This is a genomic window from Lentzea nigeriaca, assembly GCF_016907955.1.
In the GTDB taxonomy this organism is placed as follows: Bacteria; Actinomycetota; Actinomycetes; order Mycobacteriales; family Pseudonocardiaceae; genus Lentzea; species Lentzea nigeriaca.
The window spans coordinates 23504-44571 of record NZ_JAFBCX010000008.1; the positions used below are offsets into that span (position 1 = coordinate 23504).

Genomic DNA, 21068 nt, shown 5'->3' on the forward strand with positions numbered 1-21068 from the left:
GAGGGCTGTGCAACGTGACCTTGCGCTCGGGGGGCGTGGGTTGGCGTGCATTCAGGCGCGTTCGAACCTCACGCGGCGCTCGACCGGATCCGCCTCGGCCAGGCGCACTCGGATGCGCTCGCCCTCGGGGAGCTGCTTGCCGGAGCACTTGGCCAGCACGGGCGGTGCCGATACGAACACCTCGGCTTCCTGGTCGCCCGCGCGCAGGACCACGGCGTCGAACTCCTGGCCTACGCGACCGGAAAGCACCCAGGCCTCGACCTGGTCCAGGGCGGCCCGTTCCACCTTGGCGGCCAGTGAGTCGGAGGCTCCCATCAGCGACGGCAGCTGCGGTAACGCTTCGGCCACCCAGGACGGCAGTTCCTGGCTGGCCGTCACCGCCAGGCAGACCTCGGTGGCGAAGCGGTCGACCAGGCGGCGAAGTGGTGCGGTGACGTGGGTGTACGGAGCCGCGACGCCTGCGTGGGTCACTACCTCGGGGACCTGGCCGGCGAAGGCGGAGTAGCCCGCGCCGCGCAGCAACCGGGTGGCGTCCGTGAACAGCGCGAGAGCCTCGGGCTGGGAGGCGTCCAGGCCTGCCAGGAACGCGCCTGGCGAAAGGTCGGAAGGCCACGGCACCCGCAGGGCTGCCGCGGACTTCCGCAGGGCAGACACGGCTGCGGCGTCGGGGTTCGGAAGCGTGCGCAGGATTCCTACGCGGGCCTCCAGCATGATCGAGGCGGCCGCCATGCCGGTCATCAGCGAGATTTCGGCGTTCCAGGCGTCCACCTGGGCTCGCGGCCTGGTCACCAGTTTCCAGCCGGAGCCGTTGGGCTCGATTTCCTGTTCGGGCAGTTGGAGTTCGATGGCGCCACGTGAACGCGCCAGAGCCCGGCGCAGCGGGCCGAACTCGGCCAGGGCCGCCACGGACGGGTGTGGGGTGCCCGCGTCTAACGATTCCTGCACGGAGGCGTAGTCGAACTGGGCCTGCGAGCGCACCAGGGCTCGTCGGACCTCGACGGTGGACGGCACGCCTTCGGCGGAACAGGTGAACGTCCAGAGCACCGCCGGGCGGACGACGCCCGGCAGGAGCGAGGCCGCACCCTCGGAGAGGGCGGTCGGGTGCAGCGGCACGTTGCCGTCGGGGAGGTAGATGGTCTGGCCGCGGCCGCGTACCTCGGTGTCGAGGGCGCCGCCAGGGGTTACGAAGGCGCCCAGGTCGGCGATCGCGTAGTGCACGACGAAGCCGTCGCCGGAGCGCAGCACGCACAGCGCCTGGTCCAGGTCTTTCGCGCCGGGTGGGTCGATCGTCACCAGCGGGATCGAGGTGAGGTCCGGGCGGTCCCCCGCGGAACGGGAGACCGCCGCCTCTGCCTCGGCCAGAACGGGTGCGGGGAACGACGAGGGCAGCCCGAACTCCGTGCGGATGTCGTCGAAGGCCAGGTCAGCACGGCCCGTGCGGATCACCAGTGAAGCCACCCGCACACCCTAGTAGCGTGTCGCAGCTGTCTCATGCGATGTGACAGTGAGAGTGATGCCGGCGGGCAGCCGCGCTTCGATCATGAAGATTGCGCTCTCATGGCTGCCAACTGCACGGTTGGCGGCAGTTGGGATGATCAGCAAACGTTTGCGTCAGCATTTCCCTACCGCCATCTCGGCAGCGACGTGCATGAGAACGCGACCATCCGGGCTTTCGGAGACGAGCACCAGACCGCCCCCAGCCCGACTCAACGGAGCACAACCAAGCCGCGACGCTCTACCAGGGCCTCAGTCCTCGTCGTCACCGCGCCACTTCTTGTCGGCCTCGTCGGCCGCGCGGGTGCGTTCGCGGGCGATTTCCAGGGCGCGGGCCGCGGTGGCCTCGTCCGGGTAGGGGCCCATGCGGTCCGGGCCCTTGCAGCCCTTGCCGTGTTCCACCGTCTGGTGGGTCAGGCAGTAGTACCAACCGCTTGTGTCGCTCATCGGCGTTCGCCTCCCAAAGGCGCCGGGAATCCCCGCGGCGGCGTTGACTGGTTGGCGTTGGCGTACTCCGATGGGATCGGGTCCAAACACGAGACCAGTACCGTGCGGCCCTCGGCGTTCTCGATCTTACGTCCGGCGCGGTCGCGGTAGACCAGACTTCCGTCGGAGTCGATCTCCATGATGGCGCCCACCTCGGCCAGCTGGTCCTCGTCGAGGTCCGCGAGCTTTTCGTAGCGCGACGGGACCACGCGGTAGATCGGCCAGTTCAGGTGGCCGTAGGTGCGGTGGAACTCCGCCAGCAGGTGGGTCATGTGCTGTTGCCACGGCAGGGGCATCGCCTCGGCCAGGGCACGTGGGATGACCACGTAGTCGGGCGACACCCCCGGAGCACCGGCCGCCATGTAGTCACGCACCGGTGTGCTCGACGCGGGCGGTCCGGAAGGCCTCGGAATGGGGTCGTGGTTGAACATGCAGCGCCTCCCCGCGATCTACACGCCCGGCCGGACGGCCAGCGGCATCAACTCGTGATAATCCCAGTTGATCTTGCTGATCTTCACCACATCACCCGTCTGTGGCGCGTGGATGTACTCGTCGTTGCCGAGGTACATGGCCACGTGGTGCACAGTTCGCGGGTTCGACGTGTCGGTCGCCCAGAAGATCAGGTCGCCTGGCTGGGCGTCGCGCACCGGGAGGTGGGCGCCGCCCTGTTCGTACTGGTCGTTCGCCACGCGTGGGATCTTCACGCCCGCCGCGGCGAACGCCTTCACCAGAATGCCGGAGCAGTCCCACGCGTCCGGGCCGTTGCCGCCCCACAGGTACGGCTCGCCCAGCTGCTCCCTGGTGAACTGGATCGCCACGCCCGCCGCGTTCGACGCCAGCAGGAACTGGCCCGCGCCCGCGCCGCAGCCGGCCGGGTCGGTGATCTGGCCCAGCTCGCCGAGCAGGAACGCCGCCATGGACTCCCAGTTGTGGTACCGGTCTGGGAACGCCGACCGCTCCACCGCCTGCGCCGAGTCACCGGGACGCTTGTTCTCCCAGTCCGGCACCTTCAGCAGCACGTCGTAGAACTTGTTGATCGCGTACGTCGGGTCGGTCACCTCGGCGGGTGAGCCCCAGCCCATCGACGGACGCATCTGGAAGATGCCGAGCGAGTCGCGGTCGCCGTAGTCCAGCGGGCGCAGACCCGACTCGGTCATGCCCGCCTGGATCGCGACCTGCCACGCCAGCGGCGGCAGCTTGCGCTCCTGGCCGATGGAGATGATGCGCGCGACGATGTTGCGCTGCTCGTCGTTGAGGCGCGACGCGTCCTTCCGGCCCTTGTCGCCACCGCCCGCGTCCCACGGGCCGATGGCCGCGTTGCAACTCATCAGCTTGAACCCGCCGTTGGCCGCCGGGTTCGTGGAGTTGCTGATGACCTGGGTCACGCCGGACGTCGTCACCGCGATCACGATGACCGCGACGAGAGCCCCGACCAGCAACATGAGGCGCATGGGTCAGTCCGCCTTCGTGTAGCTGTTCACACGCCATTCGTTGCTCGGCGTCTTGACCAGCGTGATGACGACCTTGCCCACGTTCGTGCCCACCTCGAAGTCAGCCGACGACGTGTAGGACTTCTTCGGCGTGACCTTCTGAGTGATCTTGTTCGGCACGTTCCTGGGATCGATCGTCGCCATCTGCGCGAGGAACTCCTCCGTCGTGTACGGACGGAGCTGCGCGAGCCACTTGTTGACGTCGTTGTCCGGCGGCGGCTTGATCCAGTTCTCCGCCCACAGCTCGGCGATCAGCTGGGCATCGGCCTGGGGCGGCGCGGCGGACGCGGAGATCGACGGCTGCGGCTGCTTGGTCGGCAGCGAGACACCGCTGGAGGGCAGCTGGCCCACCTGGGTCCCCTGCGGCGACGTCGACTGGCCGACGACCGGCGGCGTGACCGGCTTGCGGTCGAGGACCCTCGGAATGATCACACCGAGCGCGATGACCACCACCACGAAGATGATGATCGACGCGGCCAGGTGACGCGGGGAACGCAGCGGCCAGCCCCAGAGCCTGCGATACACCGCGGCACGGCCGCGGTTGGTTCGGATCGGCACCTACGCCCCCCTTCAGTTGTCCCTGACTTCGAAACCGCGCGACGGTCGGTAGATCACGTGCACCTGACGCCCTGCCACCACTTCTGTCTCGGCCCTGCGGGGTTCCTGTGCCGGGCCGGAGTAGCCGTTCGACCTCGACGGCACGAGCACCGCGTCGTCGACCCGGTCCCACTGCCGGTCGGTGACCGGCGGGCTGTCCACCACGCGTGACCGGCCGACCGGCAACGCCGCCGGGCCCGATCCCGCGGGCAGGGCGCCGGCGCGCACGCCGTAGCCGTCGCCGCCGCTCATGATCTGACCGGGCTGGGCGTCGCGGTCGAGCCGTTGCGCCGTCGCCATGACCGGGCTGGAGGCCTCCGGGCGGACGCGTCCGCGACCGCGCTGCGGCACCTCGTCGCCGTCGGCGTCGCTCTCGCGCACGGACTCCCAGAACTCGTCCTGCGGCGTCGGACCCGTGGGCTTCTTGCGGCCCAGCATCTTCGACCAGACGCCACCGCTCATCGGCAGGACGTTGCCGGCGGAGCCGACCGACATCTCGACCATCTGCCACATGCGGCGCAACGGTTTGCCGATGACGAAGCACACCAGCGTCAGCATCAGGCCGAGCAGCGTGCGGGTCAGCAACGAGAGCCCGGTCGCGTTGAAGATCGCCTGCAGCAGCAACGCGTGCACGCCCGCGAGCACCGCGAGCACCAGCACGTTGAACACCGTCACGGCAGCCGCACGGCCGACCTTGCGCAGCAGGTCGTGGTGGATCAGCGCGACGAGACCGATGAGCGGCCCGGCCAAGGTCAGAATGCGCAGCAGCAGCTGGGCCAGCAGCACGGCGGCCTTCGCGAACAGCTGGAACAGCGAGAAGGCGATGGCCTGCAGCAGCGCCAGGAACCCGGCGCCGGTGCGGCTGCCGTCGGTGCCGTCGAAGTAGCCCTTCGCGGTGCCGAGCTGGCCTTCGAGGGCTTTCCACTCGGCCTTCTTGGCGCTCAGCGCGGCCTGGTCGGCGTCCTTGTGCTCGGCGATCTCGGCGGTGGTCCACGCCTGGGCCTTGAGGATGCGCGGGCCGAACTCGGTGGCCTGCGGTGCCTCCGGCGTGCCGAACGCGCCGCGCAGCCAGCTCTGGTAGACGACCGCGTCGTGCAGCTTCGTCGGCAGGACGTGCAGTGTGCCTTGCTCTTCCGGTGCCTCGATGAAGCCCGCCTGGATCTCGGAAGTCTTCGAGACCAGCGTGTTGTCGAGGAGGTTGTAGAACTGCGGCAAGGCCAATGTGGACGTTGCCAGCCACATGGCCGCCAACGCCCAGAGCCCGCGTTTGGAGATCGCGGCGAAGTCGCCCGTCCAGATCTGCCGGAACATCAGGATCGCGAGGATCAACGCCACCAGGCCGAACCAGCGCAGGTAGACGTTGTCGTAGACCTTCTGCACGCCGTTCTTCACGGCGTCGTCCAGCGGGACCAGCAGACCGCGGCCCATCACCGTGTAGTGCAACGCGTTCGTGGCACCGACGATGTTCTTGCCGACGCTGAAGAGCTCGTTGCCCGCCCACGTGTCGATCGTGGCGTTGGCGTTCGGGATGGTGCAGCTGGACTGGTAGTAGTGCCAGACCATGCCCGCGTAGCCGTAGTCGAGGTACGGCGAGCCGGGCAGGCCGTTGCCGACGGGCGGGTCGAGCGCGCCGACCATGCCCGCGCCGGGGCGCTCGGGGTTGGGCGGGTCGCCACAGGCCTGTGCGTGTGCCGGGGCACCGATCACGACCTGCAGCGCCAGGATCACGGCCACCGCGATGACCGAACGGGATTTCGCTGACGTACGCAGCGCGAACCGCCGCCTCGCCCAGAGCAAGGCGGCGATCGCGAGAACGATCGTCAGCGCCGTCATGCGGCGCCGTCCCGGTGGCGGTTGGAGCCGTCACCGTGACTGACAAGATCATTTTGGCTCAGGTGAGCCTCGTCCTCCGTCAGTCCGAGCTCCATGTCCGCCGCCAGTTCGTCGTCGATCTCGTCGGGCACGTAGGCGGGTGGCTGAGGGGCCGCGTGGTCGTCGGTCGGCACGAGCTCGCCCGAACCGTTGTCGCGCTTGGCATCGGGCGTCGTGTCGAGCGCGTTGCGCAGGTGCTCGAGGTGCGGACCGCTGAAGTCGATGCGGATCCGCTCGACGCCACCGGCACCGTCGCCGAAGATGAACTGACGCGGCGCGCGGTCGCGTTCGGTCGCGGTGCGCTCGCCTCCGGGACGACGGCCGAGCGACGCGACGACCTGCTCGTACCCGGCGCCGACCGGAACCTTGAGCAGCCGCAACGCGTCCGCCTGCGCCTGGTCGTCGTCGAGCCGGCCGACGAAGACCGAGTCGAGCAGTGCGACGAAGCCCTGGATCCTCAGGAAGTCGGCGGGGATCTGCGACGACAGCAGCACGCGGACGTTCCACTTTCGCGAGTCACGCGCGAAGCGGTTCATCAGCACGCGACCGGTCGGGACCTCGGAGAGGAAGAACGCCTCGTCGATCCAGACGCCCTTGCGGAGGTCCTTCGGCCGGTCGTAGATCGAGCGCTGGGTGAGCCAGGCGGCGAGGTTCAGCATCTCGACGCCGAGGGCCTCCGCGTCCGTCCAGTGCTCGCGGCCGACACCGTCCTTCGGCAGGTTCAGGCCGGCCATCGTGAGCACGGTCAGCCGGTCGTCGCGTGCCTCGTTGTACGGGTCGGCGTCCGCCTCGGGGATCAGCAACGACATGCGTTCGCGCATCTCGTCGAGGAAGTCCGCGACGACGACGGCGTGCTCGTGGTGCTCGGACGCGTCGCGGCGCAGCGCCTCGAAGACGAGACCGGGGTGGGCGTCGAAGCGGCCACCGACCGTGCGGACGGCACGCAGCAGCACGATGCGCGTCTGCGGCAGGCGCGCGACCTCGAACGGCAGCAGGCCCGTGAGCACGTCCAGCACCAGACGACGACGAGTTGCCGCCGCCAATGCCTTCTCGCGACGCCATGCGCGTTCCGGGTCGTCCTCGTCGAGGAAGTGCTCGATCATCGGCTCGGCGACCACCCGGTACGGGTTGAGGATGCCGGGCTGGGCGTTGAGCAGGTTGATCGGCCGCGCGTACGGGCGCAGCTCCGGCAGGTCGCACAGCGCCGCCAGCGGGCCGGACGGGTCGAGCAACGTCCAGTGCGCGCCGGCCCGCAGCGTCTTGTAGACGATGCCGCCGCCGAGGAACGACTTACCTGCACCCAGACCCGCGACCATCGCCGTCAGACCCGAGGCGTCACGCAGCTCCTGCGCCATCCACGGGTCCCACGCGACCGGGCGGCGGGTGGCCGTGACCGTCTCACCCAGGAGGATGCCGCGGCGGTCGCCGACCTCGGCCGTCGCCGTGGGAACCGCCGAGGCGGCCCACAACACCGAGCCGCGGCGCAGGTAAGCGCCGTTGGACAGCGGTTCGCCGGGGATGAACTCGCGGGCGATCGCGTACTGCGCCTCGGGGTGCTCGATCGCGATCTTCGGCTTGTACAGCTCCAGCAACGACTGGGCGAGCCGCAGCGCCTCGCGCTCGGTCGGGCCACTGACCGCGAGCCGCCACCAGCTGCGCACCCTGGTGCCCAGCGCGGTGAAGCCCGACGTCATCTCGTCGTCGATCTCCAGCACGCGACCGGCCTGGCGGGCCAGCGACTGCGGGGGCTCCAGCTCGTGCTCGTCGGTGTAGTGGCGGACCTGCGAGCGCACCTTGCTCATCTGCCGCGACAGCTCACCCGAGACCTCTTCGGGCTTGCGCACGTAGATGCGGGCGGACCACTCGACACTCGCCGGGAGCCGGTCGGCGCGCTGCACCCACGGGTCGTCGACCTCGGGGATCTGCAGACCGTGCATCAGCCCGACGGTGAGCACGGCGACGTGCCGCTTGATGCCCGCGTTCGAGCCGGTGCGGCCCCTCACGGTCACCGTCGGCGAGTACGGCTCCTGGTGGAAGTCCGCGGCGTCGGTGAAGGACGCGAGGTCCTCCGGTTCCCACGCGGCACCCGGCACGGCGGGCAGGTTGCGCGGCGCGGGCAGCCCCAGCGAGCACGACCGGTGCATCAGCCAGGACATCTCCTCGGCCGTCGCGGGACGGCCTTCGAGACCCGCCGAGCCGATGACCTGGTCGAGGTGCTCGACCTCGGAGTCGAGCGCGACGAGTTCGGCGTCGACGGCGTCCGGGAAGACCCTGCGCAGCACGGGGGCGGCGCGTTCGACGGCGCGGTCCATCATGTTGCGGGTCTGCACCTGGACGCCCAGGTAGACCTCTTTCTCCGCCATCGAGCGGCCCATGAGCTGCTGCTGCTCGCCGACCATGTAGTCGTCGAACGACAGCGTGCCGGGCGTGTCCGGCAGGCGCTTCACGGCGTTGTGCACGTGCGCCTCTGCCCACATGCGGATCGGGTACGGCCGCGTGGTGACCCGCAGGTGCATCCAGCGGCCCTGCAGCTCGGCGTACTGGCCCGCGATCGCGGCGATCAGGTCCTGGCGCTGCGAGTCGCTGCGGAACGACCAGCGCTGCGGCGCGAGCCGGTACCAGGCGTAGACCTCCTGACCGGTGCGCAACAGGTGGCCGTCGATGCTGCGGGCGGCGATCGACGGGGTGTAGCTCGGCACGGCCTGCTCGCCGGGCAGGCGACGGCCGCGCTTCGAATACACCTGCGCGCGCTCACGGGGGTCGGCCGCCGCGTGCTGGGCGATGTGCTGCGCTGCGCGACGGTCACGGTCTCGCCGGCGTCCGAACACCGCGAACCTCCTTCTTACGGCTGGCTGACGTCCGGCGGGGCTGGGCCTGCTGTCTCGCCCTTTGTTTCCTGCTCAACTTGGGACGAGGCCGCTGCGGACTGACCCGGATCCGGGCGGCGCTGGCCGCTCCGCCGGTGCTTGCCGTGCGCTCTCGAGGTGCGGTGAGCTCGCGGACCCACATCGACATGACGGCCGTGAGCGGCCGTTCATGGCTGATCCGCGCGGTGATGAAACGAGTAAGGAGGATCGTGGCCACGAGCGCCCAGGCCGTCGAGAAGAACCCGAACCCGACGCCCATCTGCCGCTCGATCGTGAGTACGACGAGGAAAACGACGATCCCGACGCCCCACGCGACGTACCGCGCGCGCCAGGGAAAAGTCGCTTTGGGCGGGCCGAGCCAGACGGCGTCGACCCGGTAGACCTCGTCGTCAGTGCGGACCCGCACGTGTCAGCCTCCGACGAACAAGCCGGCGAGCCACTTGCCGATGTTCGACCCCGCGTCGGTCGTGACCGCGAGGCCGATGATGGCCAGCGCGACGATCACACCACCGAGGCGGCGCATGACACCCGCGTTGTCACCTTTGCCACCTCCCAGCCAGAGCAGGAGGAGCGCGACGGTGAGCAGGAGCAGCGGAACGATGTTGTCCAGGATCCAGCCGCGGACATTGCCTGTGCCCGGCACCGTCGGCTGCTGCTGAGCGAGTGTCACCAGGTCCATGGCGGTCATTAAGTACTCCAGAGTGCGCTCGGGCTTGCGCTACGAGTAGAACACGAGTTCGTCACGTCGTGTGAAGCTGATGGAGCGGGCTGTAGATCATCTGGCCGTTCCCCCTGGGAGGAATTACGTCTAATCTGGCCGACACATCATCACCGAGGAGACGTCAGTGGGGAACACCCGGACCAAGATTCTCTCCGTCGCTGGCAATGTTCACCCGACTGCGAACGCCCTGGTCACCCACAGTGCGTGCGTCCTAAACATGCGCACGTGTACATCCATGTGAATGCCCTGATCGGCCGGTTCGCGGCCCCTTGAGGAGCGCGGCCCGGAGCGACGACTCCGAGGAGATTCGCCCATGCTCGAACCTGACCTCGTGCCGGACGGAAGTGTGGACGGAATCACAGCCTCCCCTAGTGCTCCAGGCGTGGACGAGCCTACCGGGGAGGCCCCGCAATCCCGGCGCCGGGTCCAGCGGACGATCAACTTCGACCGGTCGGTGCTCGAGCGGGCGCGTGCGGCGGCCACCTATCTGGCGTCCTACGAGCCTCAGGCGGGGGTGCGGTCGCTGGCCGACATCGTGAATCCCGCGGTGCTGGCCTACGTCACCGAGTTGGAGGATCTCTACAACGCGGGTGAGCCGTTCCGCCCCGTGCTCCGCATGCCTTCAGGCCGCCCAGCCAAACGATGAAGGGAACCTCATCCACCTGACGTGGATGAGGTTCCCTTCATCAGTAGTCTTCTCGAGTTTGTGAAATCTGTGTCACGCTCCGGCCGCGCGGGAACCACACCGGCACCGGAAGTCGCGGCCGAGGTTCAACCGGAACGCGGGCGCGGTCAACGCCGCGGCGGCCACGAGCGGAACCGCGAGCACCCGCCGGCGGGGACGTCGCGCTGCCGTGGCGGATGCACGGGACGCAGCTGGTGTCGCCGTTCCACTTCCTGCCGCGCGTCCTGACCGGACAACAGCTCACCGCCGCGCCCCTGCTCGGGCTCGCGGCGGTGGCTGCACTGCTCACTTCAGTTGGCGTGGCACGACTTCGGGTGCGGGACCTCGGTCAGGAGGCACCGGAGATCCGCCAGAACCAGCCGGTCGAGCCGTAGTCGGGGCCGACGGAACCCTTGCCCCAGAAGTAGTCGTTGAAGTTGCCCAGCGCACCCGACGAGGTGACGGGGCCCATGGTCGCCCAGCGGACGGAGGCGGGCTGGGTGTCGATGCTGGCCTGCGCCCACGCGTCACGGACCTTCATCGGCTGGTTCCACCACAGGAACGGCGAGCGCCACATGTAGTGACCGAACTTGCCGCCGTGGTTGGCCGAGTTGTAGCTGACCGTGGTGAAGCTGTTGATCTGGTGCAGGCCCTGGAACGCCTGGCCCCAGCGCTGCGCCCACGTCTGGCCGCCGGTGACGTCCTCGAGGATCAGGCAGGTGAAGAGGCTCATCCACTCGACGTCCTGGTTGCCCCAGCGCGCCTCGGTGTTCGAGAGCTTGGTGTCGTTGTGGCTGGAGCAGCCGCTGAAGTAGAAGCCCGTGCCGGAGCCGTGGCCCTGCCAGTACGTGAGGTCGACGTTGTCCGCCCAGACGTGGTCCTGGCCGCCGGGGAAGATCGGGTCCTTGAAGTCGCTCTCCCACGCGTTGCCGTTGAGCCAGCTGAACGCGACGGGGATGCCGTGGGTGCCGGCCTCGGAGTTGAAGGTGCCGATGTTGGCCACGGTGTTGGGCAGGCCGGAGCACAGTCCCGTGCCCTCGCTGCCGACCTGCGTGCCGGCGGCCATGGCCCCGAACTGCTGGTCGTCGCGCGGCGGCTGGGCCGGTTGCGGCTGGGGCAGTTCGGCACCGACAGCCGCGGGCAGGGTGATGGCCTGCGGGGCGCTGCCGTCGGGCGTGCGGCCCGCGCAGCGGAACGACGGCTCGAGCCGGTCGGTCTTCTCCTCCAGCGGCGGGGCGACGTAGACGTAGCTGACGTCCGCCTTCACCCCGTCGCCCAGGTATTTCTGGCACAGCCTGGCGCCGTACGCGAGGTCGTTCACCGCGACGGTGCCCGCTTGGCCGTAGGTGCGCGCGGCGTGGCTGACCGCCGTCACGCCCAGCGCGTCGAACGAGACGCGGATGTTCGCTCCCTCGCCCTCCAGCGGAATGCCGCCGAGCTGGAACGTGTACGACACGCTCGTGTCGAGGTTGGCAGTGAGTGCGTTGCGCCCGTTGGGATCCGACAGTTCGAACGTCGTGTACTGCGCGGTGGGCGTCGCGTTCGCAGGCAACACACCGGCTGCCCTCAGGCCTTCCTGTGCGCGTTTGGTCGCCTCGTCCGTCGGGATCGTCTTGATGCGCTTGATGGCCTCGGTGTCGAGCGCGGTCTGCGTGGTCGCGTTGCCGTCCTCGTCCTCCCTGCCCTGTCCTTTGTCGACGGTCGGCAGGTACTGGTAGCGCTGCTCGTCGGCGAAGCTCACCGCGCCGTACTCGGACCTCTGGACGTCCTTGAGGCCGAAGACCCTCTGCAGTCGTTGGGCCTGCTCCTGGTCGAGCCCCGTGCTCTTCACCCCGTAGACGGGGAGCTCCGTCACGTCGGCGGTCGCGACTCCGGCCGCGCCCGCGGTGATGAGGCTGGACAGTGCCAGCACGACGGTCACCTTGCGTCGCATGTGTTTTCCCTCCCTTGGGGACGACCGACCGCGGGGGCCGATCGTCTGACAGGAGGATCTGGCGCTGCCGACCGTGATACCGGGAGAGGGCCGACACCGCCGGGCTCCACTCGAACGGCTGAAATTCTGTAACGCGCTTACGGGTAGGGGATACCTAGAGGCGGACACCTGGGTACTTGATGCCTGCCCCGGTGTTCAGCACGACGACCTCGTCATCCGCCCGCAGCCAGCCGTCTTCGCGCAACGCCCGGACCGCGCTGACCGTCGCAGCGCCTTCCGGGCAAAGGAAAACGCCTTCGAGGCGCGCGCACTCCGCGCGGTCTTCGAGAATCTGCCCATCATCGACAGCTATCGCGGTGCCGTTGGTTTCCCTGATGGCCTGCAGGATCAGGAAGTCCCCCAACGGTTTCGGCACGTTGATGCCGAACGCGTTCGTGAAGGCGTTGTCCCAGAACGTCGACTCGGCCGCACCTTCGTCGAACGCCCTGACGATCGGCGCGCACCCGGTGGACTGGACCGCGACGAGCCGCGGCAGACGCCCGTCGATCCAGCCGAGCTCACGCATTTCGTTGAGCGCCTTGTGAATCCCGATCAGGCCGACGCCGCCACCGGTCGGGTAGACGATCACGTCGGGGACGCGCCAGCCGAGCTGCTCGACGATCTCGTAACCCATCGTCTTCTTGCCCTCGATGCGATAGGGCTCCTTGAGCGTCGAGGCGTCGAAGAGGTCGACGTCCGCGATGGCCTTGGCGGCGTCGGCGATGGTGCCCGGCACGATCCGCAGCTCGGCGCCGCTCGCCTCGACCTCCTCGCGGGTGATCAGCGGGGCGTCCTCTGGCATCGCGATGACGCTGCGCAGGCCCGCGCGAGCCGCGTACAGGGCCCAGGCGGCGCCCGCGTTGCCGTTGGTCGGCATCTTGATGCCCTTGATGCCGAGCTCCTTGGCCTTAGCCACGCCGACGGCCGCGCCGCGCGCCTTGAACGAGCCGGTCGGGATCAGCGACTCGTCCTTCATGAGGACGTTCACGTCGAGTACCCGGCTCAGCGCGGGCAGCGGCACGAGCGGCGTCATGCCCTCGCCGAGGCTGAACGCGGGGTCGGGATCCCGCACCGGGAGGACGTCCCGGTAGCGCCAGAGGCTGTCGTCCCGAGTGGGCCTGCCGACCTTCGTGAGGTCGTAGCGGGCGAGCAGCGGCGACGAGCAGGACCGGCAGAGGTTCTGCGGCTGGTCGGCATCGTGGCGCTGGCCGCAGCGGGCGCAGTCCAGGTGAGAGAGCACGTATTCATCAATACAGGACTATCCACTCGTCCGGATTACACCCGAATGGGCTAACGAATCTCTCCGTTCGGGTGCGAGCATCGTGGTCCCTGCTCAAGCCCCTTTGAGGAGAGACATGCGACGACTCACCGCCGAAGCCCTGTTCGCAGCTGTCCTACTCGCCGCGGCAACGCCTGCAGCTCCCGCCTTCGCCGATACCCAGACCAGTGGGTACATCGTGCTGCTGAAGGACGGAGTGAGTGTGCCGAGCGTGACCAATCTGGCCGGCGTCACCGTGGAGAACCTCTACCAGTCCGCCGTGCGTGGTTACTCAGCGCACATGACCCCGGCGACGGCCGCACGTCTCGCCCGAGACCCGCGGGTCGCGCTGGTGCAGCCGGACGGCATCGCGTCGATCGCCGCGCAGACCGTGCCCACCGGCATCGACCGCATCGACGCCGAGCAGAGCCCGACCGCCCGCATCAACGGCACCGACGAACGCGTGAACGTGGACGTCGCCGTGATCGACACGGGCGTGGACCTCGACCACCCCGACCTCAACGTCAACACCGCCGGGGCGAAGAACTGCTCCACCGGCCGCAGCGCTGACGACGGCAACGGTCACGGCACCCACGTGGCAGGCACCATCGGCGCGCTCGACAACGGCATCGGCGTCGTGGGCGTCGCACCGGGTGCCCGCATCTGGCCGGTCCGCGTGCTGAACAACCAGGGCAGTGGCTCGTTCTCGGCCATCATCTGCGGCATCGACTACGTGACCGCGCACGCGAACGAGATCGAAGTCGCGAACATGAGCCTCGGCGGATCCGGCAGCGACAGCGCCTGCGGTTCCAACAAGGACGCGATGCACGAGGCGATCTGCCGCTCGGTGTCCGCGGGCGTGACCTATGTCGTCGCAGCGGGCAACAGCAGCGCCGACTCGTCGACCTTCGTCCCGGCCACCTACGAGGAAGTCATCACGGTCAGCGCGCTGGCCGACTTCAACGGCCAGCCGGGCGGCGGCGCCGCCTCGACGTGCCGCGCGGACGTCGACGACACCTTCGCCGACTTCTCCAACTACGGCGCTGACGTCGACATCATCGCGCCGGGCGTGTGCATCCAGTCGACCTGGAAGGGCGGCGGCTACAACACGATCTCGGGCACCTCGATGGCGAGCCCGCACGTCGCGGGTGCTGCCGCGCTGTACAAGGCGACCCACCCGAGTGCGTCGCCGGCGGCCGTGAAGTCCGCGCTGCGGGCTGCGGGGACCAGCAACTGGAACTCCGCGACCGACCCCGACAGCACGCACGAACCGCTGTTGAACGTCGCTTCGTTCTGATCGCTTCGACCGGTGCCGGGGCTTCGGCCCTGGCACCGTTTCAGGCGGATGAGCCGGCATGTAAGCCGGATCCTGTTCATGGGACTCGCGTCCCACTCGGCGGCCATCCATCTGGGCCTGCCGTTGCCGACAGGCTCTAGCGGCCTACCCGTGAGCATCGGACGGGCCGCCCTCGAACGCTCACGCAGGCACTCGCGTGCCCTCTTGGCCTTGCTCCGGGTGGGGTTTACCTAGCCGCCCCAGTCACCTGGGGCGCTGGTGGTCTCTTACACCACCGTTTCACCCTTACCCCGGCTCGCGCCGAGGCGGTCTGCTTTCTGTGGCACTGTCCCGAGGGTCGCCCCTGGTTGCCGTTAACAACCACCCTGCCCTGTGGAGTCCGGACTTTCCTCGACAGTCTCCTGCCGCGGCCGCCCTGCCGACTCATCCGCGCCCACCAGGATATCCCAGCGTCTGGGACTGGTTGTTCACTGGCCCGGACGTTGGTTGACTTCCAGGTATGACACGACGTCGCCACGTCGACTACGGCCGCGTGGCAGCAAGCCTGTGTTGCCTCCGCTGAGCGCGCTTTCTCTCACCCGCGACCTCAGGGAGTGCTTGCCATGCCCGATCTGCTGATCATCTCCGGCGCTCCGTCTCCCGACGCGCCTACCGGCGTCGTGGTGTCGCACGTGTCCGCCGCGCTGGAGTCCGCCGGACACCGCGTGTCGGTGCTGAACGTGCGCTCGTTGCCCACGTTGTCGCTGCTCACCGAGGACCTGCGGGACCCGGAGATCGCCGCCGCCGTGAGCTCCGTGCTGACCGCGGACGGCGTCGTGGTCGCGTCACCGGTGTACCGCGCGGCCTACAGCGGCCTGGTGAAGGCGCTGCTCGACCTGCTGCCGAAGAAGGCGCTGCGCGGCCGCGCGGTACTGCCGTTGGCGACGGGCGGCAACCAGGGCTTCCTCGTCGCGATGGACTACGCCCTGCACCCGTTGCTCGCGGCGAAGGGCGCCGACCAGGTGGTGCGCGGCGAGTTCGTGCTGGACCAGAAGGTCGGTTCGCCGGAGTCTGCCGCCGCTCTGGACGCGGCGGCCGACCGGTTCGTGACGGCGCTGACGCCGCGGCTGCGCAAGGTGTCCTAGCTGTTCGGGAGCACCGCGTTCAGGGCCACCAATCCCGTTGTGGCACCGGTTTTCCCGGCCGCGTTCACGGCCGGGAAAGGAAGCTGCCGAGGCGCCCTACACGTTCCCCACAAAGCTTTTTCAGCCCAGATGCGAGGTGTCGTTGACGAGTTTCACCGACGCGTGCCCGTCCGGGTAGAACTCGGCGATGGAAACACCCGTCAGGTCGAGGTGCATGCGGAACAGGAATTGCGGCCCGACGTCGAGCGCCTGACGCAGGAGCGTTTTGATCGGCGTGACGTGACTGACGAGCACCAGCGTCTGCCCGCCGAACTTCGCGATGATCTCGCTGCGCGCCTTCCGCACCCTGGCGTTGACCTCGTCGAAGCTCTCCCCCTCCGGCGGCCGCACGCTCGTGTCGCCGAGCCACCGCCGGTGGACCTCCGGGTCCTGCTTGGCCGCCTCCGCGAACGTCAGCCCTTCCCACGTGCCGAAGTCGGTCTCGATGAGCCCCTGGTGGGTGACGACATCGAGCCCCGTGGCCTCACCGAGCTTCTGCGCGGTCTGCACGGTCCGTCGCAGCGGCGACGAGATGATCGCCGCGATGTCGTCCACTTTGGAGAGACGCTGCGCGGCCTTCGCCGCCTGCTCCAGCCCGAGCTCGGTCAGCGGGTGATCACCGCGGCCCGAGTACCGCCGCTCTACCGACAGCTTGGTCTGGCCGTGCCGCAACAGGATGAACCTCGTGGGATCGCCCGTGGCACCGCTCCAGTGCGGCTGCTTGTCGCCTTCCTTGCTCTCGTCGACCTTGGTTTCGCCGTCCATGGCCTCGTTGGCCAGCCGGTCGGCCTGCCGGTTGCGCTCCCGCGGGATCCACTCGTACGTGATCTTCTGGAACGTCCTGGCGAGCTCCTGCGCCTCACGCGCCAAGGGCTGCATGGACGAGTGCTTGATCTTCCAACGCCCGGCCATCTGCTCGACGACCAGCTTGGAGTCCATCCGCACGTCAACGGTCTCGGCGTTCAGCTCCCGCGCCGCCCGCAGCCCCGCGATCAGCCCCTGGTACTCGGCCACGTTGTTGGTGGCGACACCGAGGAACCCCTTGCGCTCGGCCAGCGTCTCGCCGGTGAGCTTGTCGCGGACGACGGCCCCGTACCCGGCCGGCCCGGGATTGCCCCGCGACCCGCCGTCTGCCTCGACGATCACCTTCACCGGCGGCCTCCTCTGCTGCGTTCTCAACCTATCTCGTCAGCGGTGGAGTCGTGCCGGCACGGCTGCGGGACCCCCGTGCAAGGGGCCGTTCGGGGGTCATCTATGATTGAGCGGCAAGTCTGGGTGGCGGAATGGCAGACGCGCTAGCTTGAGGTGCTAGTCCCCGCAAGGGGGTGGGGGTTCAAGTCCCCCCTCGGACACTGGCTTTATCCCTACCAACGGGCCGGATGCTCGCATCGAGCATCCGGCCCGTTGCGTTGTAGACGATTTCTACATTCAGCGCCTCATACAGTCTTTGCAGCTCGTCGGGGTCTGCCCGCCTGATTACCTTCCTCACGTCACCGAGCGAATCAATCATCGCGTGGATCTCGGCGGCACTTCTTCCAACGCGTTTCGGCACCCCGCTCAGCTCGGCTTGAGCCGCCGCGCGCTTCTCCTGCGCTTCGTTGATTGCCTCGACGAGTGCGGATGGGTCGATACCTGCCGCTATGGCGTCCTGGAATCGCCGCAACTTCGCCTCTGCATCGACGAGCCGTTGCCTCGCAGCAGCATGGTTAGGCGTGCCGGTCTCGCCGTTGTCCTGAGACGCGAGGAGAGCCGCCAGCGATGAGTGAGATGGACCACGACGACGACCCCAACAGCGGCGATGGCCACCACGCCACTCCGACTGCCAGCACCACTCGGAGAACTCGGCGGCGCCGCATAAGTCAGCCCGCCACTCCGATCGATCGCACCAGCCGGATCAACGCTGCTACAGCCTCTAAGAGATCTGATCTCACGTACGCCGGCAGCAATACTCCGCGACGCCGTGCGGGACTGTCCGGCATGGTACTGGCAGAGCTTCGCGAGCTGGCCACTAAACTCGGCATCACCGGTGTCGCAGGAATGCGCAAGGCCGACCTGATTGCAGCCATCAAGAACCAACAAGGCCGTTCAACAGTTCCACATCCGTCGAAGGCCGAACCCGAGGACACGGAGCTCAAGCCCGAGACTGTAGAGGAGGTTTCCGATGAGGAAGCCCCGAAACTCGAGAGCGAAACCGTGCGGCGCACCAACCTGGTGCCGATCGGTCGTGTCGCAAGTCAGATGACGGGATGGGCCACCAGGTTGCTGCCGGACGACACCCGCGCGAGGTACGAAGAAGAATTCAACAGCGAGTTGTACTACCTCGCCGCCGATGGGATCTCGCGCTGGCGGCAGGCGGTTCATGCGGTTCGGCTACTGACGAGGTCGATTCCACTTCGCATGGCCACCAAGGCAACCGGGGAGCGCGCGCTGTGAACACTTCGAAACCCTCACCGCCCGGGCTGATCGGATACATGCTGGACGATGACGAGCGCACTCGACGCGCACGCACCCTGCTGTGGCCAGTTGCGGTCATCCTCCTGGCCTTCGCCGTTCTCATCACTCACTCGCCCGCTGCCGGTGGCACCCTTGCTGGGATCGCCGGCGTTATCAGCGCCTGCCGCACATTGATTCAGAAACGGCGAAATGCAGGACTCACCCCTCCGTCGCCGACGGCCCGCAATGAGACTTAGAGCGAGTGGTCACCGCGCATCCGTCGCGGCAGCCAAGCCGCGCCCAACCTTGCCCCGTCCTATCCAACGAGACTACGACGGATAGGCCGCTTCAGGTCGATGCACGTGAGGGTGGGACAGGCTTGCCGTCCCCGTCCCACCTCAGTGGATCAAGGTGTCCGCACAGGTAGATGTGCGATGCAACCCGTCCTTGGAGGCCGTCCCAGCCGCTGGGCCGTAGGACGACCGGGAGGAGGCAACGACCAGGCTCAGGCTAGGTCGAGGCGTGTGCTTAGCGAGCAAGTCCCCTCTCGGACAACAACGCCGAAGGGCGGACGCTTCCAGCGTCCGCGCTTCGGCGTTGTTGGACTACCTCAAGCAGGACGGCCATGGAGCACACTGCGGACGTGATCGACATCAGTGTCAGGTTCTCCCCGATGCCCAACGACACCTCTAGCGTCACGCTCGGCTCAACCTGGTTCTCGTAATACCGGTGTGGTGCCGAACCACAACCCATCGGATTGCCGACCGAAACTCGGCCTCCGCTACCAGGCGCACTTCAGCCTGGCGACCTTGCCGAGCCCACATAAGGCCAGACCGGATGCGACCACGACCACGGCCGTGCCTGCACCGACCAGTATGACGTCCGCGTCACCAGATCGAGGTGGCCAGATAGATCGCCACCCCTTCCCGGGAAGGGCCGGTGGCACGAACCGGTCACCCCCTGTAACTCAGGGTGCCGCCATCGCGATGAAGTAGTACCGACGGGGAGGATGGTATGGCAGAACTGGCACTCGCCCATCGGCAGCAACTGGTATCGATGCTGCGTTCAATGCCTGTGCTGGCGACTGAGCAGTCCCGGCGAGACATGCTCGAACTCTCAGGCCTCTCCGATGTAGCGCCCAACATCGACGTGTCCGGTTCACCGTTCGAGGCTGTCAACACCATCGTCAACCACCTGCTGGCTTACGGCCGCCTGCCTGGGGGCCCACATGCGCTGGGCCTGTTCCTGAATCTACTCAAGGGATTCGCCGGTCAGGAAGGCCAGGTTTTCCTCGCCGACTTGCTCGACCGCTACGACCTGATGACCCCGATTGCACTGTCGCCTGATATCGCCTCGTGGCGTGGATCCATCGCCGACGTCGCCGAGAAGATCATCCGCTCTAACACGTTGCGGCCGATCGCGTTCCTCTCGGCCGCGGTGGCGGTGTCGCGCTCTGTCGCCTACCTGGAACTCAACACCGCGAAGCTCAGCTGGTCAGGCTCCGGCTTCCTGGTCGGACCAGACCTGCTGCTCACAAACAACCACGTCCTTCCGGACGCCGAATGTGCCGCACGCACCACGTACCGTTTCAACTACCAAGACGACGTCGACGGCAGGCCCGAGATTCATCACGACTTCCAGGCACGGCCAGATGGAATTTTTCACACCAGCGAGAGCCTCGACTATGCACTCGTTCAACTCGACGGACGCCCTGGCGACAATTGGGGGTACTTGCCCCTGCGGGCGTGTCAAGTGGCGGTGGGTGATCGCGTCAACGTCATCCAGCATCCGGGAGGGCAGCCAAAGCAAATCGCCATGCGGGACAACCTCGTCGAGTACATCGGGGGCGGCGTGGTGCAGTATGTGACTTCCACTTTGCCGGGTTCGTCTGGAGCACCCGTGCTCACGGATGATTGGACGGTTTGCGCTGTACACCACGCAGGCGGAATGATTATCGAGCCAACCACGCAGCGTAGATTCTTTCGCAACGAGGGAATCCTGATCAGTGAAATTCTTCACGACCTTCCAGATCACGTGCGCGCTGCGTTACCCGATACCGACGTCCGATTGGAGCAGAATCCCGGATGACCACGCATCACCCCCTGAAACTCCAGTGCCCCAACTGCGGAAACAATTTTACGGTCGACGCCCTCACCAGTTACACCAGAATGGGTACGGACACCGACTTCCGACCGCGTACGGCTGGCGCCGACATCCTGGAATACCTCATTCACACCTGCGCGAGTTGCGGGTTCAGCGGTCACGACACACACTTTTCCGGCGAGATATCCCGCGAAGCAGCTCGATTGATCAATGAACGCCTCACCCCGCTGGTCCGCGACGAACGGAGCACTGCTTCGCGTCGCTACGAGTACGCCGCATGGATCGCAGAATGGCGCAGGCAGGGTGACAGAGCCGTGGCGGACTACTACCTGCGTGCCTCTTGGTGCTGCCGAGAGAGTTTCGGCGAAGTCCGCGACGACCAGGGCACCTACTACCGCAACAAGGCCATTGAGCATTTCGAACGCGCCATCGACAACGATGAGTGTGGTGACAACACCATTGCGATCATCTATCTCATAGGTGAGCTGCATCGCCGCAGCGGCGCGTTCGACGAAGCCAGGTCATGGTTCGTCAAGGCCGAGACGCTGGCCCGCAGCAACGAAGGTCAGAAGTGGGTCGCTGACATCGCGATGAGACAAGCTGAGCTGGCCGCGCGAGGCATTGCTGGCGGCACCGACACCGAAAGCTGAG

The 21068-nt window shown here is 67.6% G+C and carries 20 protein-coding genes, 1 tRNA gene and 1 other RNA gene; 8 read left to right on the plus strand and 14 right to left on the minus strand.

What is annotated here, in order from left to right:
- Positions 1–51: 51 nt before the first annotated feature.
- The 9 genes from JOD27_RS26615 to JOD27_RS26655 all read right to left on the minus strand — a co-directional run bounded on the left by JOD27_RS26615 (position 52) and on the right by JOD27_RS26655 (position 9494).
- Positions 52–1458 carry an RNB domain-containing ribonuclease gene (locus JOD27_RS26615; protein ID WP_204765024.1) on the minus strand — a complete coding sequence of 469 codons (1407 nt, stop codon included), beginning with the start codon at positions 1456–1458 and terminating at the stop codon, positions 52–54.
- Between the two features lie 288 nt (positions 1459–1746).
- Complete coding sequence (locus tag JOD27_RS26620) at positions 1747–1941, minus strand: hypothetical protein (protein ID WP_189259328.1); 195 nt, start codon at positions 1939–1941, stop codon at positions 1747–1749.
- Complete coding sequence (locus JOD27_RS26625) at positions 1938–2411, minus strand: hypothetical protein (protein WP_204765025.1); 474 nt, start codon at positions 2409–2411, stop codon at positions 1938–1940. The genes JOD27_RS26620 and JOD27_RS26625 overlap by 4 nt, the downstream gene beginning before the upstream one ends.
- 18 nt (positions 2412–2429) lie before the next feature.
- Positions 2430–3431: a C40 family peptidase gene (locus JOD27_RS26630; protein ID WP_204765026.1), complete on the minus strand. Its 1002-nt coding sequence runs from the start codon at positions 3429–3431 to the stop codon at positions 2430–2432.
- Positions 3432–3434: 3 nt separating this feature from the next.
- Positions 3435–4028 carry a hypothetical protein gene (locus JOD27_RS26635; protein WP_204765027.1) on the minus strand — a complete coding sequence of 198 codons (594 nt, stop codon included), beginning with the start codon at positions 4026–4028 and terminating at the stop codon, positions 3435–3437.
- Positions 4029–4040: 12 nt separating this feature from the next.
- Entirely contained in the window at positions 4041–5900 is a 1860-nt protein-coding gene (locus JOD27_RS26640; RefSeq protein ID WP_204765028.1) for a hypothetical protein, read from the minus strand.
- Positions 5897–8767, minus strand: coding sequence for an ATP-binding protein (locus JOD27_RS26645; RefSeq protein WP_204765029.1), 2871 nt, complete (start codon positions 8765–8767; stop codon positions 5897–5899). Before JOD27_RS26645 ends, JOD27_RS26640 begins: the two co-directional genes overlap by 4 nt.
- Entirely contained in the window at positions 8742–9212 is a 471-nt protein-coding gene (locus JOD27_RS26650) for a hypothetical protein (protein ID WP_204765030.1), read from the minus strand. Before JOD27_RS26650 ends, JOD27_RS26645 begins: the two co-directional genes overlap by 26 nt.
- 3 nt (positions 9213–9215) lie before the next feature.
- Positions 9216–9494 (minus strand): hypothetical protein, encoded by a 279-nt coding sequence (locus JOD27_RS26655; RefSeq protein ID WP_030472642.1) that lies wholly within the window; start codon positions 9492–9494, stop codon positions 9216–9218.
- A gap of 415 nt (positions 9495–9909) precedes the next feature.
- Between JOD27_RS26655 and JOD27_RS26660 the strand changes: the two genes are divergently transcribed.
- Positions 9910–10173 carry a ParB family protein gene (locus tag JOD27_RS26660; RefSeq protein WP_307830332.1) on the plus strand — a complete coding sequence of 88 codons (264 nt, stop codon included), beginning with the start codon at positions 9910–9912 and terminating at the stop codon, positions 10171–10173.
- 215 nt (positions 10174–10388) lie between these two features.
- Entirely contained in the window at positions 10389–10586 is a 198-nt protein-coding gene (locus JOD27_RS26665; protein ID WP_204765031.1) for a hypothetical protein, read from the plus strand.
- Here JOD27_RS26665 and JOD27_RS26670 read toward each other — a convergent pair.
- Both JOD27_RS26670 and JOD27_RS26675 read right to left on the minus strand, forming a co-directional pair.
- Entirely contained in the window at positions 10541–12124 is a 1584-nt protein-coding gene (locus tag JOD27_RS26670; RefSeq protein WP_204765032.1) for a DUF6345 domain-containing protein, read from the minus strand. The two genes, JOD27_RS26665 and JOD27_RS26670, sit on opposite strands and share 46 nt — an antisense overlap.
- 154 nt (positions 12125–12278) lie before the next feature.
- Complete coding sequence (locus tag JOD27_RS26675; protein WP_307830333.1) at positions 12279–13403, minus strand: threonine synthase; 1125 nt, start codon at positions 13401–13403, stop codon at positions 12279–12281.
- Positions 13404–13518: 115 nt separating this feature from the next.
- Here JOD27_RS26675 and JOD27_RS26680 point away from each other — a divergent pair, with 115 nt between their 5' ends.
- On the plus strand, positions 13519–14718 hold the full coding sequence (locus JOD27_RS26680; RefSeq protein WP_204765033.1) for a S8 family peptidase: 1200 nt from the start codon (positions 13519–13521) through the stop codon (positions 14716–14718).
- A 45-nt stretch (positions 14719–14763) separates the two neighbouring features.
- Here the strand turns inward: JOD27_RS26680 and rnpB are convergent.
- Positions 14764–15144: RNase P RNA component class A (gene rnpB, locus JOD27_RS26685), an RNA gene on the minus strand.
- 176 nt (positions 15145–15320) lie between these two features.
- Between rnpB and JOD27_RS26690 the strand changes: the two genes are divergently transcribed.
- Positions 15321–15842 carry an NAD(P)H-dependent oxidoreductase gene (locus JOD27_RS26690; RefSeq protein ID WP_204765034.1) on the plus strand — a complete coding sequence of 174 codons (522 nt, stop codon included), beginning with the start codon at positions 15321–15323 and terminating at the stop codon, positions 15840–15842.
- 120 nt (positions 15843–15962) lie between these two features.
- Here JOD27_RS26690 and JOD27_RS26695 read toward each other — a convergent pair whose 3' ends face one another.
- Positions 15963–17027 carry a bifunctional RNase H/acid phosphatase gene (locus JOD27_RS26695; RefSeq protein ID WP_204765320.1) on the minus strand — a complete coding sequence of 355 codons (1065 nt, stop codon included), beginning with the start codon at positions 17025–17027 and terminating at the stop codon, positions 15963–15965.
- A gap of 123 nt (positions 17028–17150) precedes the next feature.
- Between JOD27_RS26695 and JOD27_RS26700 the strand changes: the two genes are divergently transcribed.
- Positions 17151–17233 (plus strand) — tRNA-Leu (locus JOD27_RS26700).
- On the opposite strand, the gene JOD27_RS26705 is transcribed toward JOD27_RS26700, so the two are convergent.
- Positions 17215–17544 carry a hypothetical protein gene (locus JOD27_RS26705; protein ID WP_204765035.1) on the minus strand — a complete coding sequence of 110 codons (330 nt, stop codon included), beginning with the start codon at positions 17542–17544 and terminating at the stop codon, positions 17215–17217. The two genes, JOD27_RS26700 and JOD27_RS26705, sit on opposite strands and share 19 nt — an antisense overlap.
- 314 nt (positions 17545–17858) lie before the next feature.
- Between JOD27_RS26705 and JOD27_RS47225 the strand changes: the two genes are divergently transcribed.
- From JOD27_RS47225 to JOD27_RS26720, 3 genes are all read left to right on the plus strand, one after another.
- Positions 17859–18314, plus strand: coding sequence for a Rho termination factor N-terminal domain-containing protein (locus JOD27_RS47225; RefSeq protein ID WP_372441743.1), 456 nt, complete (start codon positions 17859–17861; stop codon positions 18312–18314).
- A gap of 1014 nt (positions 18315–19328) precedes the next feature.
- Entirely contained in the window at positions 19329–20402 is a 1074-nt protein-coding gene (locus JOD27_RS26715; protein ID WP_204765036.1) for a trypsin-like peptidase domain-containing protein, read from the plus strand.
- Positions 20399–21067, plus strand: a complete 669-nt coding sequence (locus JOD27_RS26720; protein WP_204765037.1) for a DUF2225 domain-containing protein — start codon at positions 20399–20401, stop codon at positions 21065–21067. Before JOD27_RS26715 ends, JOD27_RS26720 begins: the two co-directional genes overlap by 4 nt.
- The last annotated feature ends 1 nt before the right edge of the window (position 21068 follow it).